Below are 13,865 nucleotides of genomic sequence, written 5' to 3'. Positions count from 1 at the left end.
GAGTCGAATCGAGTAATGCCGTGAGCACTCCCGCACGCGTCTTCTACGACCTCCCGACGTGGACGCCGCTGTACGGCGAGCCGCCACATGCGTTCCACGGGTGTACGAGCGTCGGCTTCCTCTGCCGGGCCCCCGAAGGCGTGCTCGCAACCCTCGTGCCCGCGCCACTCGAGGCGCTCGGCGACGTCTTCCACGTCGGCTGGCTGCTGGCCGACGAGGTCGACGCGAAGGGGGCGACCCCGCACCGCGACGTCCACGTCGTGGAGTTCGGCATCCCGGTCTCGTATGACGGGACCGTCGGCGGCCATTGCACGCTCGAGTACATCGACGACGACATGGGCATGGCGGTCGGCCGCGAGCTCTGGGCGTGGCCGAAGAAGATGGGCGCGTTCGTCTGGGAGGAGCGCGACGGCGGCCTGCATCTCGAGTGCCATCGCAAGGGCCATCTGATCATCGACGCGGACTTCTCCGAGGCGGACGGGGACGAGGGCGGCGCAGCCTGGCCCGACATCTTCGGCGTGCGCGACGACGCGCCATATCTGCAGGTGCGCCAGGTTCCCGCGACCGCGGGCGCGCCGGCCCGCGCCGAGGTCATCTCCGTCGACGTGTCCGAGGGGACGACGTACGAGACGCGCCCCGGCACCGGCACGCTACGGCTGCACGACGGCCCGCAGGACGCCCTCTCGATCCTCGGCCCGGTCGAGGTGATCGGCGCGCGGAGCGACCGGCTCGACTTCCTGTTCCCCTACGGCGAGGTGATCGGCTCCGTCGACGTCGACTGAGCCCCACCGGCGCACGCCCGAGAAGGTCTCGGCATGGAGGAGCCGACCCTCATGCCGGCCGAGCCTCCCGCCGCCCGTGCTCGAAGAGTGCGCGCGCAGCCGCTCGCGCTACCGTCGGTGGCGGTGAAGGTCGAGGTCCTGTTCTTCGATGGATGCCCGAACCACCGCGCGCTGTTGCCGCACCTGCGCGAGTTGCTGGAGTCCGTCGGTGCGGGCGAGGACGTCGAGCTCGTGCGGGTGGAGGACGCGGCGGCGGCCGAGCGGGAACGGTTCCTCGGTTCCCCGACGGTGCGCGTCGACGGTGAGGACGTCGAGCCGGGTGCGGGCGAGCGGACGGACTTCGGGTTGAAGTGCCGGTTGTTTGCCACGCCCGGTGGGCTGCGGGGCATGCCCGCCGATGAGTGGGTGCTCGCGGCGCTCGAGCGAGCGCGGAAGGTGTCGGCTTGATGCACGACCGGGACGGGGCAGCCGAGGCGCTCCGCGGCCCGTGCTGGTCGTCGTGATCACCGGCCCGCCGGGCGCGGGAAAGAGCGCGGTGTTGACGGCGCTGTCGGACGCGCTCTCAGACCACGACATCGCGCACGCGGCCGTCGAGGTCGAGTCGGTGGTCTGGACGCACCCGGCCCTGAGCGATGAGCAGTGGCTGCGCCACGTCCGCGTCCACTGCGAGCTGTTGCGAGACGCCGGCCACCGTCTGCTGCTGCTCGCCCAGACCCTTGAGACCGACGACGACGTCGCCGGACTGCTGGCGGCCGTCGGCGCCGACCAGGTCTTCCTGGCGCGGCTGGAGGCGAACCCCGCGACCCTGGCCGCGCGCATCACCGAGCGGGAGCCCGCCAGCTGGTCGGGCCTCCAGGCGCTCGTTCAGCACGCGCAGGCGCTGGCGACCAGCATGCCGGACCTGGCCGGCGTCGACCTCGTGCTCAGCACCGACGGACAGCGCCCCGAGGCGGTCGCGGAGCGGATCCTCGCGGCGGTTCCGCGCTTGGCCGGCGGGGAGCACCGGGGGAGGCTCGGGGCGTGACCGTCAGCGACGTCCAGCCGGTGCGCGAGGCGTGGGAGACCTTCGCGCGCCGCGACGTCGTCTACCAGATCGTCGAGAGGCGCTCGCCGCCGCCGGGCTCAGCCCCGGCGGTTGACTGCCGCGAGGCCGCTCAACGCTCGCCGCCGCTCAGCAGTCCGGCGGCTCCAGGGCGGAGGCAGCGTCGAGCGGTCCGGGTCCTCGCGGGCGCCGCGGCTCCCGAACGCCGCTGTCGGGCGGCGCGTCACCCCAGTCAGCCGGATACGTCGTGCTGCAGCGACGCGCGCGGAGCCGAAGCCTCCACCAGGTCCCATCCGCGGTCCGGCTGAAGAACAGGCCCCGGCCCCGCACCGCGATCTCCCCGACCACATGGCTCGGCGAGTAGCGGCGCACGGATACAGCGTGCGCGACGCCCACGCCGACGAGGAACGCGCCCACGACCGCCAGCCAGAGGGTCATGCGACAAGTATCGCGCGCGGATCCAAGGACGGCCGACCAGGACCGCCTTCCTCCGACGGCGCCCAGAGCCGCCATCCGACTGCTCGCGGCTGCTCCGGGCAGGAGACGGGAGCAGCCATGCTCCGAACTCGCGACCGCGCTTCCTACACGCGCGACGCAGCGGCGTGGGGTCGCGCCGAGTTCAGTCGCGGGTGGTCAGCGAGTCGATGGCGACAGTGATCGCGAGGATGAGCGGGGCGTCCTCGCCGGCGGCGACGTCGACGCCGTAGGACTCGCGCACGCGGAACCACTTCTTGGAGATCGTGGCGATGGTGTCGCCGTCGCGCTCGATCTCGTACTCGTGGTCGACCACGTTTCCGTGTGCCTTCATGTCGGCGCCATGCTCGACGTCGATGGCGAAGCGATCTCGGAGCCCGACGAGCGCCTTGTGGACGGTCGCGGCGGTGTCGCCTCCGCGCTCGATGGCGATCTTGTCGCGGATGCTGAGCTTGCGCTCCTGGATCCGCGCCACCTCGTGTCCCGAGGTGTCCTCGAGCACGAAGGTCCTCCGGATGCGGAACGCCTTTCCGTTGACCTTGTACGCGCGTTCGCCCTGGTCGTTCTCGATCCAGAAGTCATCGCCGATGGACAGCAGCTTCTCGCGCATGAGAAACCGCTCGCCTCCGGGTCCGTCAGCCCGCTTGCGTAGCAGCCCCATGGCGCCAGCATACGCCGAGCTCCTTGGTCGATGAGAAGCAGCAGTCGTACGAGCTCGGGCGACGGATCGTCCAGCGCTTCATGAATCCGCCGACGTCTCTCACCAGGTCGAGCCGGTCCGGTCGGGCGTAGGTGCGGGGCGAGGGATCTCGCGGACGATCGGCGTGGCGGGGGAGGGCGGTGGAGCACATGGATCAAGCGTCTCGCCGCGCCCACCGGCCCGCCATCGGGGAGCCACCCTGAACCGCCACCTGATCTCGGGCCCGCCGGGCGGGGCGGCGCCTAAGATCGACCGATGTCCACGACCACCACCGGCGATCGCGGCGGCCGCGCAGGCTCCAGCGACCCGCTCGGGTCGATCGGATGGACCGAGCGCACGGGCGGCGTGCTCACCGCCCGCGAGTGCGTGACGCTGGCCCCGCCGCTGCTGCGCGGAGAGCTCGGCATCCTGGCCGGCCTGTTGGCGATGGCCCTGCGCGTGCACTCGGGCCGCCGCGCCACCATCGAACCGGCGCGCCTTGCGCCCCCGGACTCGTCGCTGGCCCGAGACGCGCAGGAGGCCGCCGAGGACCTCCTCGCACCGGTGCTGCGCAACCACTCCCATCGTGCCTACGCCTGGGCAGCCGCCATCGCCGCACTCCGCGGGATCTCGTTCGACCGTGAGTTGCTGTACCTCGCCGCGATGTTCCACGACACCGGGCTTCCAAGCCCCGTCCCGCACGTCGACTTCACCGTGCGCAGCGCGGCGCTGGCCCGCCAGTTCGCCGACCGCCACGGAGTGCCCGCCGACAGCCGGGAGGTGGTGACCAACGCCATCGCCATGCATCACACCCCCGGTGTCGGCCTTGAGTCCGGCTCCGAGGCCTATCTCATGTCCGCCGGCGCCGCAGTCGACGTCTTCGGCTTGCGCAGCAACGAGATCCCCGACGCGGTCCGCAGGCGCGTGGTCGAGCAGTTCCCGCGGCTGGGCTTCAAGCGCGAATTCGCCGCGCTGTGGCGCGCGGAGGCCAAGCAGGTCCCTCGCGGCCGGGCGTGGTACGTGCACCGCTTCGCCGCCACCGACCTGAGCATCCGGATGGCGCCGTTCGGTTGACCGAGCGCCGGCGACACGCGGGAACTCGAGAGCACCGAGGCGCTGCGCATGGGCCGCGACGTGGGCAGTGCGCTCAGGCTTCTGGGATGTCGCGACCGAATGCCTCGAGCGTGACCTCGTCGGGCTCGGGGCCGCCGCGGTGGCCCGTGTCAAGCCCGTCGATGGCGGCCATCTGCTCGGCGGAGAGCTCGAAGTCGAAGACGTCGATGTTCTCGGCGATGCGCTGCGGGTTGGTGGACTTCGGGATGACACTGCGGCCGTGCTGCAGGCCCCAGCGAAGCATCGCCTGTGCGGCCGACTTGCCGTGCGCCTCGGCGATCGCCGTGATGACGGGATCGTCGAGGGTGCTCGTGTGCTCGCCGTCTCGGTAGAAGGTGATGCCGCCGATCGGAGACCACGCCTGAGCGAGGATGCCGTGCTCCCGGCCGAAGCTCTCGACGTCCCTCTGGGCGAAGTAGGGGTGCTGCTCGATCTGGTTGACCGCCGGGACGACCGAGGCGTGCTCGAGCAGGCGGGTGAGGTGATCGACCATGAAGTTGCTGACGCCGATCGCACGGACCTTGCCGTCGGCCAGGAGCGTCTCAAGCGCCCGGTACGCCTCCAGCGTGCGGTCGAACGCCGAAGGCAGCGCCTGGTGGAGGATCAGCAGGTCGATCTGCTCGACGCCGAGCTTGCCCGCGCTCTTCTCGAACCCGTGCAGCGTCTCGTCGTAGCCGTAGTCGGAGATCCAGATCTTCGTCTCCAGGAACACCTCGGAGCGGTCCAGACCCGAGGCGCGGACCGCCTCGCCGACCTCGCGTTCATTGCCGTAGGCCGCGGCCGTGTCGACGTGCCGGTAGCCCTCGCGCAGCGCGGTCTCGACGGCCGCGGCGGTCTCCTGGGGCGGGCTCTGGAAGACGCCTAACCCGAGGGCAGGCATCGTCACGCCGTTGTTGAGGGACAGGGCAGGGACGGTCTCCGACGTCATGGTTCAGCCTCTTCGCTCGGATTGTCGATTGCTTGCCGCTGGAGCGTCGCGGTTGCGGTGGTCTCCTCTCAGCGCCGACGCAGGGCCGGCTGGAGGACCTGCTCGCCGTAGCTGTGGTCGGCGGGGTTGAGCGTGACGCCGGGCGCGACGATCTCGTCGATGCGGTCCAGCGTCGCGGTGTCGAGCACGACGTCGGCGGCGGGGAGCTGGCTCTCCAGTTGCTCCATGGTGCGCGGGCCGATGATCGCGGAGGTCACCGCGGGATGGTTGGCGACGAAGGCGATGGCCAGCTCGATCAACGAGAGCCCGGCTTGGTCGGCGACCTGCGCGAGCTGCTGGACGGCGTCGAGCTTGCGCCGGTTCTCGGGCAGCGCCATGTCGAAGCGCTTGGCCAGGCGTTGGCGGACGGGGGAGGTGGGTGAGCTGCCGGCGCTCCAGTTGCCCGACAGCCAGCCGCCCGAGAGCGGGCTGTAGGTGAGGATGCCCATGCCATGGCGCTGGGCGGTGGGCAGGACGTCGAGCTCGATGCCCCGCACGAGCATCGAATAGGGCGGCTGCTCGGTGCGGAAGCGCTCCAGGCCCCGATCCCGGGCCACCCACTGGGCCTCGACGATCTGGCTGCCCGCGTAGGAGGACGAGCCGATGGAGCGGACCTTGCCCTGGCGCACGAGGTCGGTCAGCGCGCCGAGGGTCTCCTCGACGTCGATGTCGGGCGACGGGCGGTGGACCTGATAGAGGTCGATCCAATCGGTGCCCAGCCGGCGCAGGCTGTTCTCGACCTCGCTGATGATCCAGCGCCGCGACCCGCCGCGGCGGTTGGGGTCGTCGCCCATGGGCATGAAGAACTTCGTGGCGAGGACGACGTCGTCGCGGCGGCCCTTGAGCGCCTTGCCGACGATCTCCTCGGACTCGCCGGCCGAGTAGACGTCGGCGGTGTCGACGAAGTTGACCCCGGCGTCCAGCGCGGCATGGATGACGCGGATCGAGTCGTCGTGGTCGGGGTTGCCCCAGGCGCCGAACATCATCGTGCCGAGGCAGAGCGGTGAGACCTGGACGCCGGTGCGTCCAAGGGGCCGGTACTCCATGAGGTTCTCCTTGGGTTCAGGCGCCGTCGGCCGGGGCGGCGCGGTACTGCTGATCGTCGACGTGCTCGCCCCAGGTGACGGCGGAGCCGGACCCGTCGTTCTGCTGCATGGCCACGTGGACCATGAAGCGGTCGGGCGCGGCGCCGTGCCAGTGGTTCTCACCGGGCTCGAAGAAGACGCGGTCGCCCGGCCGGAGGGTCTCGAGGGGGCCGCCTTCGCGCTGACAGCGGCCGATGCCCTCGGTGACGAAGATCGTCTGCCCGTTGGGGTGGGTGTGCCAGGCGGTGCGGGCGCCGGGGGTGAAGTGGACGTTGGCGGCCGCGAACGCGGAGTCGCCCACCGGGGCCGCGGCGGCGTCGATGTAGACGTCGCCGGTGAACCACTCGGCCGAGCCCTTCTGCGTCGGCACGGTCGTCGCGCGGGTGATGTGCATCGTGTTCAGTGCTCCTGGGTGATCGCGTGGTCGAGGGTCGCGGCCCAGCTGGCGAGCAGATCAAGCGCCTGGGCGGAGCGGCTGCCGGGTTCGACCCCATAGGCGGCGATCGTCAGGCCGGAGTCGCCCGCCAGGTCCATGACCTCGTAGGACAGCTCGAGCTCGCCCACGAGCGGATGGCGCAGGCGCTTGGTGCCGGTCTGGTGGTAGCGAACGTTGTGCGCCGCCCACCAGGCGGCGAACTCGGGGCTGCGCGTGGCCAGTTCGCCGACGAGGTCCGACAGAGCCTTGTCGAAGGGGTTCTGACCGACCAGCGAGCGCAGGTGCGCGACAAGGTCCTTGGCCGTGCGCTCCCAGTCGACGTAGAACTCGCGGGCGGCCGGGTCCAGGAAGGTGAAGCGGGCGCTGTTGGCCGGCTGCTCGACGCTCTCGAACACGGGCGCGTACAAGGCGCGCCCCAGCGCGTTCGCCGACAGGTAGTCCAGGCGGCTGCCGCGGACGATCGCGGGTGCGCTCATGCCATCGACGATCTGCTGCACCACCGGGCGCACGCGCTGCGGGCCGGGCCGCCGCCGCTTGGGCGCAACCGGGTTCACGGCGCGAGCGAGGTCGTGCAGATGCGCGCGCTCGGCCGCGTCCAGGAGCAGCGCCTCGGCCAGGGCCTCCAGGACGCCATCGGAGACGCCGCTGGCGTTTCCGCGCTCCAGGCGCTTGTAGTAGTCGACGCTGACGCCGGCCAGCGATGCGACCTCCTCACGGCGCAGGCCCTTCACCCGGCGCGGCCCGTAGGTACGCAGGCCGACCTGCTCGGGGGTGACCCGAGCGCGGCGCGAGGTGAGGAACTCGGCGATGTCTCTGGCGGGGTCCACGAGAACCACAGTACCCCCGCTGCCACGGGCCAAAGGGGGCCTGCCAGTCACCCCCTGACAGGGCCTCCCTCAGCCCTTCTTCGTAAGATCAGGGGCGTGGCCCGCTGGGCACCCGACTTGCGCACGGTGGTGGTGAGCAGCAGCACCGTGGTGCCCTGCCGGTCGTGACCTTCCTCGCCGCCGGTCTCGCGGTATCGGTCGACGTGCTGCTGACCGAACAATGGGACGCCCATCAGCCGATCTTCTCCGCCAGCTCGACGATGATCCCTGCCGGGCCGCGGACGTAGCAGAGCCGGTAGCTGTTGGCGTAGTTCTCCAGGTCGCCCACCAGCTCGCCGCCGTGCGCTCGAAGGTCGTCGAGGGAGGCCTCGATGTCGTCGACGACGAAGAGGATGTGGCGGATGCCCGGCGCGTTGGCCGGTGCCGGCTGATCGCCGCCCGCGTATGAGGGCGAGCGGTACCGGGCCAACTCGACCTTGCCGTTGCCGTCCGGGGTCCGCAGCATCGCGATATCCGCCCGCACGCCCTCCAGACCGTTGATGCGATCCACCGAGCTCCCCTCGACGGACGCCTCGCCCTCCAATTCGAGCCCGAGTGCAACGAAGAACGCGATCGCCGCCGCGAGGTCGTCGACGACGATGCCGATGTGCTCCAAGCGTAGGACGGTCATGAACGGCCTCCGATCTCTTGCTGGTCCATGACCTTCCCTTCTTGGGAGTCGGTGGAGCGACGGGTGGTCCTGGCGTGCATCGCGGTCTCCGGATGTCGTGGGCCGCGCCTGTCGTGGCCCTCTACCCGGTGAGCGGAGCCGGGGGATGGTTCTCGACATCGTCAACACGATCTGGCTGCGACCCGCAGTGTGAGCGCCGCTACGCGGCCTCAGACATTGCGAAGGTGAACATCCGGCGCGGGTGGATGCGGGCGAAGGTGCCGCCTTCGAGGATCGGGAGCCACGCGTCTCCATACCGGGGCAGGTAGATGTCGAGGAGGGTTTGACGGAACTCGGCGTGCTCGGGCGCGCCGACGTCGATCATCTCGGCCGTCCCGTGCACTGTGATCGCGAGGTGTTCGCCGGGCAGGTGGGTGGCGCTCACTTCAGGCCGCTCTCGGATGTGTCGGAATCGCACGGAGTCGGGCGACGACCCGAAGTGGAAGCGGCCGCGGTAGAACACGCCGTCGACCGCCCCGGTGATCGGCCGGCCATCGCGCGTGGTGGTGGCAAGCACGAGGAGGCGCATGCCGGTCAGCGTGGAGGCCACGGCGGCGGCGTTGAGCCGCCGTTCGGGTTCGTGAATGCTGAGCAGGTGAGCGCTGGCGTTCGCGTAGGCGTCGTCAATCAGGTGTTGCAGAGCGGTGAGATCCTCCGGGCGTTCATGCACGTCGAGCCTTTCGTTCTACGGCGTAGAGTCGAGCTACTCTACAGCGTAGAGATGAGCAATCAGGCGCGGCAGAGAACCGATCCGCTCACGGTTGACGCGATCGTCGAGACGACGTGCGAGCTGATCGCCGACGCGGGGCTGCCCGCCTTGTCGATGCGCAGGCTCGGTGCCGCGCTCGGCGTCGACCCGATGGCCGTGTACCACCACGTCGCCAGCAAGCGCGAGCTCCTCTCGCTCGTGATGGCGCGCACGGTCGGGGCGATGACGCTCCCCGCCGCGGATGACCCATGGGACGTGCGGGTGCGGGGCTGGGCGAAGGCGTACTGGGATGTTGTGGTGGTCAACCGCGACCTCGTCGCCGCAGGGCTCGCTGACCCGGTCGTCGCCGCCGGCGCCATGCCGCTCGTCGCGCCCCTCACCGATGCGGTCGCCGACAGCGGCATCGACGTTGACCTCGTTGAGCCCAACGTCTGGCTCGTCGTCGACTTCGTTCACGGTGCCGCGCTCGGCGCCGCGGCACCGCTGCGTCACGCCGGCGACGAACTCGGTCCACTCATCCGGGCGTTTGACGCCGGGCTCGACACCATCGTCGCCGGCATCGCAAGCCACGCCGCAGCGAGCTGATGACCAGCTGGAGCGCGCCGCCACGGAACTCGGCGTGCTCGGGCGCGCCGACGTCGATCATCTCGGCCGTCCCGTGCACTGTGATCGCGAGGTGTTCGCCGGGCAGGTGGGTGGCGCTCACTTCAGGCCGCTCTCGGATGTGTCGGAATCGCACGGAGTCGGGCGACGACCCGAAGTGGAAGCGGCCGCGGTAGAACACGCCGTCGACCGCCCCGGTGATCGGCCGGCCATCGCGCGTGGTGGTGGCAAGCACGAGGAGGCGCATGCCGGTCAGCGTGGAGGCCACGGCGGCGGCGTTGAGCCGCCGTTCGGGTTCGTGAATGCTGAGCAGGTGAGCGCTGGCGTTCGCGTAGGCGTCGTCAATCAGGTGTTGCAGAGCGGTGAGATCCTCCGGGCGTTCATGCACGTCGAGCCTTTCGTTCTACGGCGTAGAGTCGAGCTACTCTACAGCGTAGAGATGAGCAATCAGGCGCGGCAGAGAACCGATCCGCTCACGGTTGACGCGATCGTCGAGACGACGTGCGAGCTGATCGCCGACGCGGGGCTGCCCGCCTTGTCGATGCGCAGGCTCGGTGCCGCGCTCGGCGTCGACCCGATGGCCGTGTACCACCACGTCGCCAGCAAGCGCGAGCTCCTCTCGCTCGTGATGGCGCGCACGGTCGGGGCGATGACGCTCCCCGCCGCGGATGACCCATGGGACGTGCGGGTGCGGGGCTGGGCGAAGGCGTACTGGGATGTTGTGGTGGTCAACCGCGACCTCGTCGCCGCAGGGCTCGCTGACCCGGTCGTCGCCGCCGGCGCCATGCCGCTCGTCGCGCCCCTCACCGATGCGGTCGCCGACAGCGGCATCGACGTTGACCTCGTTGAGCCCAACGTCTGGCTCGTCGTCGACTTCGTTCACGGTGCCGCGCTCGGCGCCGCGGCACCGCTGCGTCACGCCGGCGACGAACTCGGTCCACTCATCCGGGCGTTTGACGCCGGGCTCGACACCATCGTCGCCGGCATCGCAAGCCACGCCGCAGCGAGCTGATGACCAGCTGGAGCGCGCCGCCTGTCACGGCGTGGTTCGTCGGATCGGGTTCACATAACGTCGATTAGCGGGCGTTGCCCGATGGACTCTCCATCCCTGTTTCAGACGAATCGAGAATGCCCCGCGCAGCGAAGCCTCGTGCACGCCTCCGCGAAGCTTCGTGCTCGGCACGCGCGAACCCACGCGAGCGCGCTAAGCGCGTGTCGCTCGACTGGCAACTCACGCCATGCATACTCCGTCCGTTACCGCGTCGAGAAGCTGCGATTCCCCAGCAAGCGCGACCGCAGCTCCATCATCGTCAGCGCCCACCTGACGATCGCCGGCATTCCCGAGCGCGCCTACGACTACGAAGTCAACGGTCGACCGGCTATCGAGTGGGTGATGGACCGCCACCAGGTCCGCACCGACAAGGACTCCGGCATCCGCAACGACCCCAACCGCTACTCGGATGACCCGCGTTACATCGTCGACCTGCTCCTCCGGGTCGTAGCCGTGAGTGTCAAGACGCTCGACATCGTGGACAGATTGCGGGCGCTCGAGGGCTCCGGCGGCTCGGCCTCAGTAGTGGCTGCGTCGTAAGACGCCCCGGCCTCGGCCTCGGCGACGCTTTGTCTTGAGGCACTCGTTGTGTCAGCGAAGACTCGGCGTATTGCCGGCTCGTCCGTCGCGACGGATATCTCGAGTACGCGCGCAATACGACCCCGTGGGCGCGTAGGATCCCGATCACGCAACTGGTAACGCTGCGGCCGCCACCCTTTCGATCCGAATCTGGCGGTTGGCGAGCCGGTCGCTGACTAGGCGCGCAAAGTCGTTGGCCTTGATCAGCAGCGAGCGCAGCTCCGCCTCGGTCAGGCCGATCTCGTAGGCGCGGTGGTGGCAAGCGTCGGACAGCACCGACCAGGCGTAGTGCGCCTCGCCGACGACCGGAGACCGGCCCAGGTAGCTGGGCAGGGCCAGCCACTTCTCGTTCCAGTTCGCCGCGTTCATGTCGGGCTCGACGTGCTTCCACCAGCGCGACATGGTCTCCTCGATCGCCTGTCGGGTCAGGACGGCTGCTGCGTGCGGCCACGTCCCCTCGGCATCCTCGATCGGCTGGTCGAGCAGCTTGAGCGCGGCGAGGAGAAGGTCGTTGACCTTCATGACGCGTCGACGAGCGCGTGCACGAAGCGCTCGGTCTCGTGCGGGAGGTCGCGGACGGAGCCGTCGAAGTCCCCGTGCGCACCGGCGTTCAGTCGACGCAGCAGCGCCGGCGCGCCCGGGCCCCCGACGCGAACGAGCTCCTTCCCCAGCTCGTCCGTCCGGCTCGCGTCTCCCAGGATCGCCAGGGCGAGCCGCTGGCGGAGCATTCCGGCCTCCTTGAGGCGCTCGTCCGCCTCAGCGACCGGCTGCCCGTCCCGCACCGCGCGCGCACGCCGCCTCGATCGCCCCTCGGCAGAGGGTCGGGACGACGCGCTGCTGGACGCCCTCCGCCAACCGGTCGGACTTTGCCATCGTCTTGGCGTCCTTCAGGTGCTGGACGAGCGGGCTGCGAACCTCCCGCACCGTTACCTGGGATCGTCTCTGGCGCAGCACCTGCAGCACCGTCGCGGGCAGTCGCAGGCGACGGATCGCCTCGGGCAGACGGTCGTCGTGGGTGAAGACGACGACCTGCCGCGTCTTCGCGGCGTCCGCCAGGATCCTGGCGAGGCCATCGACCTTCGCCGGATCCATGGACTGGACCGGGTCGTCGATGACCGCGAAGCGAAACGGGGACTCGTCGAGCCCAGCACGCGGCAGGAAGACCGAGACGCTCAGTGCGAGCAACTCGCCCTGCGACATCACGCCGAGAGCGTTGGCCTGCGTCCCGTCGGCGCGCACATCGAATGAGGCCTGGCGTTGGCGCCCGACGCTCTTCAGCCGGATGTCGTGGAGCTCGACGTTCGAGTCGTGGCGCAGCTGCTGCCAGTTGGCGACGGCCTGGTCGGCGATCGGCCGGAAACGATCGTTGCGCAGGTCGTCGGCGACCTGCTTGAGCCACGCCTCGGCCGCCTTGGTCGCCTTGAGCTCGCCAGACCGGGCGGCGGCTTCTCGTGCGCTTCGCAGCCACGCCATCGCGGCCTCGACCTGCGTCTGCCAGGCCTCGTCCAGCCCCTGGAGCTCCGCGCGGGCGGCGGCGGCGGCCTGCCTGATGCGCTCTGCGGCGGCGAGGGCCTCCTCGAGGGTCCCGTCGGTCGCGATGTCCACCTGGTGGAGCACCGCCTCCCATCGGCGGAGGGCACTCGCCGCCTGCTGCGTCGCCGCGTCAAGGACGGAGGCCTGCCTGCGCAGCTCAGCGATCTCCTGCCGCGCGCGTTCGTCCCACTCCGCGTCGAGGACCTGCGTCGTGCCGCACACTGGGCAGTCCTCCATGAGTCGCCCGGCGTCGCGCACGGCCAGCGCGCCCTCCAGCAGCGTCGCCAGCCGGCGAGCGCGGTCGAGGTCCGTTCTGCTGAGCGCTCGCCGCGTGGCCTCTGCCTCGTCGAGCCCAAGCCGCGCCGCCCGAATGGCCTCGTCGTCCGGGACCGCCCGCGTGGCCCGCGCGCGCAGCCCGGCGGTGGCCGCATCGTTGGCGCTCATACCCGGCGGATGCGCGTCCAGGTGATGGCGGACCTTGTCTGGGTCGATCGTGCGCGTGACCAACAGTGAGGCCAATTCCGCCTGGCGAGGATCGTCGGGATCCAGTTGCGCAGCGAGCTCCTTCGCCGCGTTCTTGACGGCCTTGGCCGAGTTGTCGAGGGCGAGACGCCGGTCGCTGAGCCGCACGAGCAGCCGGTCGACGTCCTCGAGGCCGAGCACCGGCGACAGCGCCGCATACAGGCTCGTGAGCTTGTCGAACATGGATGCGAGCTCGCCGTAGCTGAGGAACGGGCGAAACGCCGTCAGCGCCTCGGTCCATCCACGCGTGTCGAGTGTCTCGATGGCGTCGGTTGCCCCGCTTGCGTCGGTGAACCCGGCGTCCGGCTCCCACGTCCGCTGCAGCCGCACCGGCGCCTGCTCGCCGCTGACGACGAGCTCGGCGCTCACTCTGGCTCCCTCGTCGGAATGCAGGCACTGCCACGCGCTCAACCACGGCTTCGCTGCGGACTCCCATCGCTTGGTGGTGCCCGTCAGCAGCAGCTCAAGGCCCTCGGCAAACGAGGACTTCCCGCTCCCGTTGCGGCCGACGACCACGGTGAGCCCCGGCTGCGGCCGCAGCGAGAGGACCGCCTCGGGACCGATACCACGGAAGCCCCGGACGCTGATCGACTTCAGGTAGACCCCGGCGACGGTCTTGGCGGCGGCAGGTAGCGCGTCACCGTCGCCGATCGCTGCGGAGATCACGGCTTTGGCGTCCGCGTCGAGCTCCGAGACGTCGAGTCGCGCGCGCAGCTGCGCAGCGATCGTGGGATCCATCCGTCTGTCGTCCGCG

At 70.3% G+C, this 13,865-nt stretch carries 19 protein-coding genes; 7 read left to right on the top strand and 12 right to left on the bottom strand.

The window, feature by feature from the left end; all coding sequences use genetic code 11:
* Positions 1-20 precede the first annotated feature (20 nt).
* The 3 genes from DSM104329_RS14450 to DSM104329_RS14440 are packed head-to-tail and all read left to right on the top strand — an operon-like array spanning position 21 to position 1,806.
* Complete coding sequence (locus DSM104329_RS14450) at positions 21-782, top strand: acetoacetate decarboxylase family protein (protein WP_259316145.1); 762 nt, start codon at positions 21-23, stop codon at positions 780-782.
* Between the two features lie 33 nt (positions 783-815).
* On the top strand, positions 816-1,229 hold the full coding sequence (locus DSM104329_RS14445; protein WP_259316144.1) for a DF family (seleno)protein: 414 nt from the start codon (positions 816-818) through the stop codon (positions 1,227-1,229).
* A gap of 40 nt (positions 1,230-1,269) precedes the next feature.
* Positions 1,270-1,806, top strand: coding sequence for an AAA family ATPase (locus DSM104329_RS14440; RefSeq protein WP_259316143.1), 537 nt, complete (start codon positions 1,270-1,272; stop codon positions 1,804-1,806).
* Positions 1,807-2,443: 637 nt separating this feature from the next.
* Here the strand turns inward: DSM104329_RS14440 and DSM104329_RS14435 are convergent.
* Entirely contained in the window at positions 2,444-2,959 is a 516-nt protein-coding gene (locus DSM104329_RS14435; protein WP_259316142.1) for an LURP-one-related/scramblase family protein, read from the bottom strand.
* 294 nt (positions 2,960-3,253) lie between these two features.
* Here DSM104329_RS14435 and DSM104329_RS14430 point away from each other — a divergent pair, with 294 nt between their 5' ends.
* A complete protein-coding gene (locus DSM104329_RS14430; protein ID WP_259316141.1) occupies positions 3,254-4,051 on the top strand; it encodes an HD domain-containing protein in 798 nt (265 codons plus the stop codon).
* Positions 4,052-4,124: 73 nt separating this feature from the next.
* Here the strand turns inward: DSM104329_RS14430 and DSM104329_RS14425 are convergent, their stop codons facing one another.
* The 7 genes from DSM104329_RS14425 to DSM104329_RS14395 all read right to left on the bottom strand — a co-directional run bounded on the left by DSM104329_RS14425 (position 4,125) and on the right by DSM104329_RS14395 (position 8,784).
* Positions 4,125-5,018, bottom strand: a complete 894-nt coding sequence (locus tag DSM104329_RS14425; RefSeq protein WP_259316140.1) for an aldo/keto reductase — start codon at positions 5,016-5,018, stop codon at positions 4,125-4,127.
* A gap of 68 nt (positions 5,019-5,086) precedes the next feature.
* Entirely contained in the window at positions 5,087-6,103 is a 1,017-nt protein-coding gene (locus tag DSM104329_RS14420; protein ID WP_259316139.1) for an aldo/keto reductase, read from the bottom strand.
* A 16-nt stretch (positions 6,104-6,119) separates the two neighbouring features.
* On the bottom strand, positions 6,120-6,536 hold the full coding sequence (locus tag DSM104329_RS14415; protein ID WP_259316138.1) for a (R)-mandelonitrile lyase: 417 nt from the start codon (positions 6,534-6,536) through the stop codon (positions 6,120-6,122).
* 5 nt (positions 6,537-6,541) lie between these two features.
* On the bottom strand, positions 6,542-7,405 hold the full coding sequence (locus DSM104329_RS14410) for a helix-turn-helix domain-containing protein (RefSeq protein WP_259316137.1): 864 nt from the start codon (positions 7,403-7,405) through the stop codon (positions 6,542-6,544).
* Between the two features lie 47 nt (positions 7,406-7,452).
* Positions 7,453-7,638, bottom strand: a complete 186-nt coding sequence (locus tag DSM104329_RS14405) for a nitroreductase family deazaflavin-dependent oxidoreductase (protein ID WP_259316136.1) — start codon at positions 7,636-7,638, stop codon at positions 7,453-7,455.
* Positions 7,638-8,075 (bottom strand): VOC family protein, encoded by a 438-nt coding sequence (locus DSM104329_RS14400; RefSeq protein ID WP_259316135.1) that lies wholly within the window; start codon positions 8,073-8,075, stop codon positions 7,638-7,640. Before DSM104329_RS14400 ends, DSM104329_RS14405 begins: the two co-directional genes overlap by 1 nt.
* Before the next feature lie 199 nt (positions 8,076-8,274).
* Entirely contained in the window at positions 8,275-8,784 is a 510-nt protein-coding gene (locus DSM104329_RS14395; protein ID WP_259316134.1) for a pyridoxamine 5'-phosphate oxidase family protein, read from the bottom strand.
* Here DSM104329_RS14395 and DSM104329_RS14390 point away from each other — a divergent pair.
* Positions 8,779-9,408, top strand: coding sequence for a TetR/AcrR family transcriptional regulator (locus DSM104329_RS14390; RefSeq protein ID WP_259316132.1), 630 nt, complete (start codon positions 8,779-8,781; stop codon positions 9,406-9,408). The genes DSM104329_RS14395 and DSM104329_RS14390 overlap by 6 nt on opposite strands.
* Here the strand turns inward: DSM104329_RS14390 and DSM104329_RS14385 are convergent.
* Entirely contained in the window at positions 9,338-9,814 is a 477-nt protein-coding gene (locus DSM104329_RS14385) for a pyridoxamine 5'-phosphate oxidase family protein (RefSeq protein ID WP_259316133.1), read from the bottom strand. The genes DSM104329_RS14390 and DSM104329_RS14385 overlap by 71 nt on opposite strands.
* Between DSM104329_RS14385 and DSM104329_RS14380 the strand changes: the two genes are divergently transcribed.
* Together DSM104329_RS14380 and DSM104329_RS14375 are read left to right on the top strand one after the other, a co-directional pair.
* Positions 9,809-10,438 (top strand): TetR/AcrR family transcriptional regulator, encoded by a 630-nt coding sequence (locus DSM104329_RS14380; protein WP_259316132.1) that lies wholly within the window; start codon positions 9,809-9,811, stop codon positions 10,436-10,438. The two genes, DSM104329_RS14385 and DSM104329_RS14380, sit on opposite strands and share 6 nt — an antisense overlap.
* A gap of 81 nt (positions 10,439-10,519) precedes the next feature.
* Positions 10,520-11,017, top strand: a complete 498-nt coding sequence (locus DSM104329_RS14375) for a type ISP restriction/modification enzyme (RefSeq protein WP_259316131.1) — start codon at positions 10,520-10,522, stop codon at positions 11,015-11,017.
* A 144-nt stretch (positions 11,018-11,161) separates the two neighbouring features.
* Here the strand turns inward: DSM104329_RS14375 and DSM104329_RS14370 are convergent, their stop codons facing one another.
* The 3 genes from DSM104329_RS14370 to DSM104329_RS14360 are packed head-to-tail and all read right to left on the bottom strand — an operon-like array spanning position 11,162 to position 13,849.
* Positions 11,162-11,578, bottom strand: a complete 417-nt coding sequence (locus DSM104329_RS14370; RefSeq protein WP_259316130.1) for a hypothetical protein — start codon at positions 11,576-11,578, stop codon at positions 11,162-11,164.
* The gene (locus DSM104329_RS14365; RefSeq protein ID WP_259316129.1) at positions 11,575-11,784 is read right to left on the bottom strand and encodes a hypothetical protein; all 210 of its coding nucleotides are present in this window, start codon (positions 11,782-11,784) and stop codon (positions 11,575-11,577) included. The genes DSM104329_RS14370 and DSM104329_RS14365 overlap by 4 nt, the downstream gene beginning before the upstream one ends.
* A gap of 28 nt (positions 11,785-11,812) precedes the next feature.
* The gene (locus DSM104329_RS14360) at positions 11,813-13,849 is read right to left on the bottom strand and encodes an AAA family ATPase (protein ID WP_259316128.1); all 2,037 of its coding nucleotides are present in this window, start codon (positions 13,847-13,849) and stop codon (positions 11,813-11,815) included.
* Positions 13,850-13,865 lie beyond the last annotated feature (16 nt).

Origin of the sequence: Capillimicrobium parvum (assembly GCF_021172045.1) — a bacterium.
Classification (GTDB): Bacteria; Actinomycetota; Thermoleophilia; order Solirubrobacterales; family Solirubrobacteraceae; genus Capillimicrobium; species Capillimicrobium parvum.
This window is presented reverse-complemented; position numbering and strand designations above follow the sequence as displayed.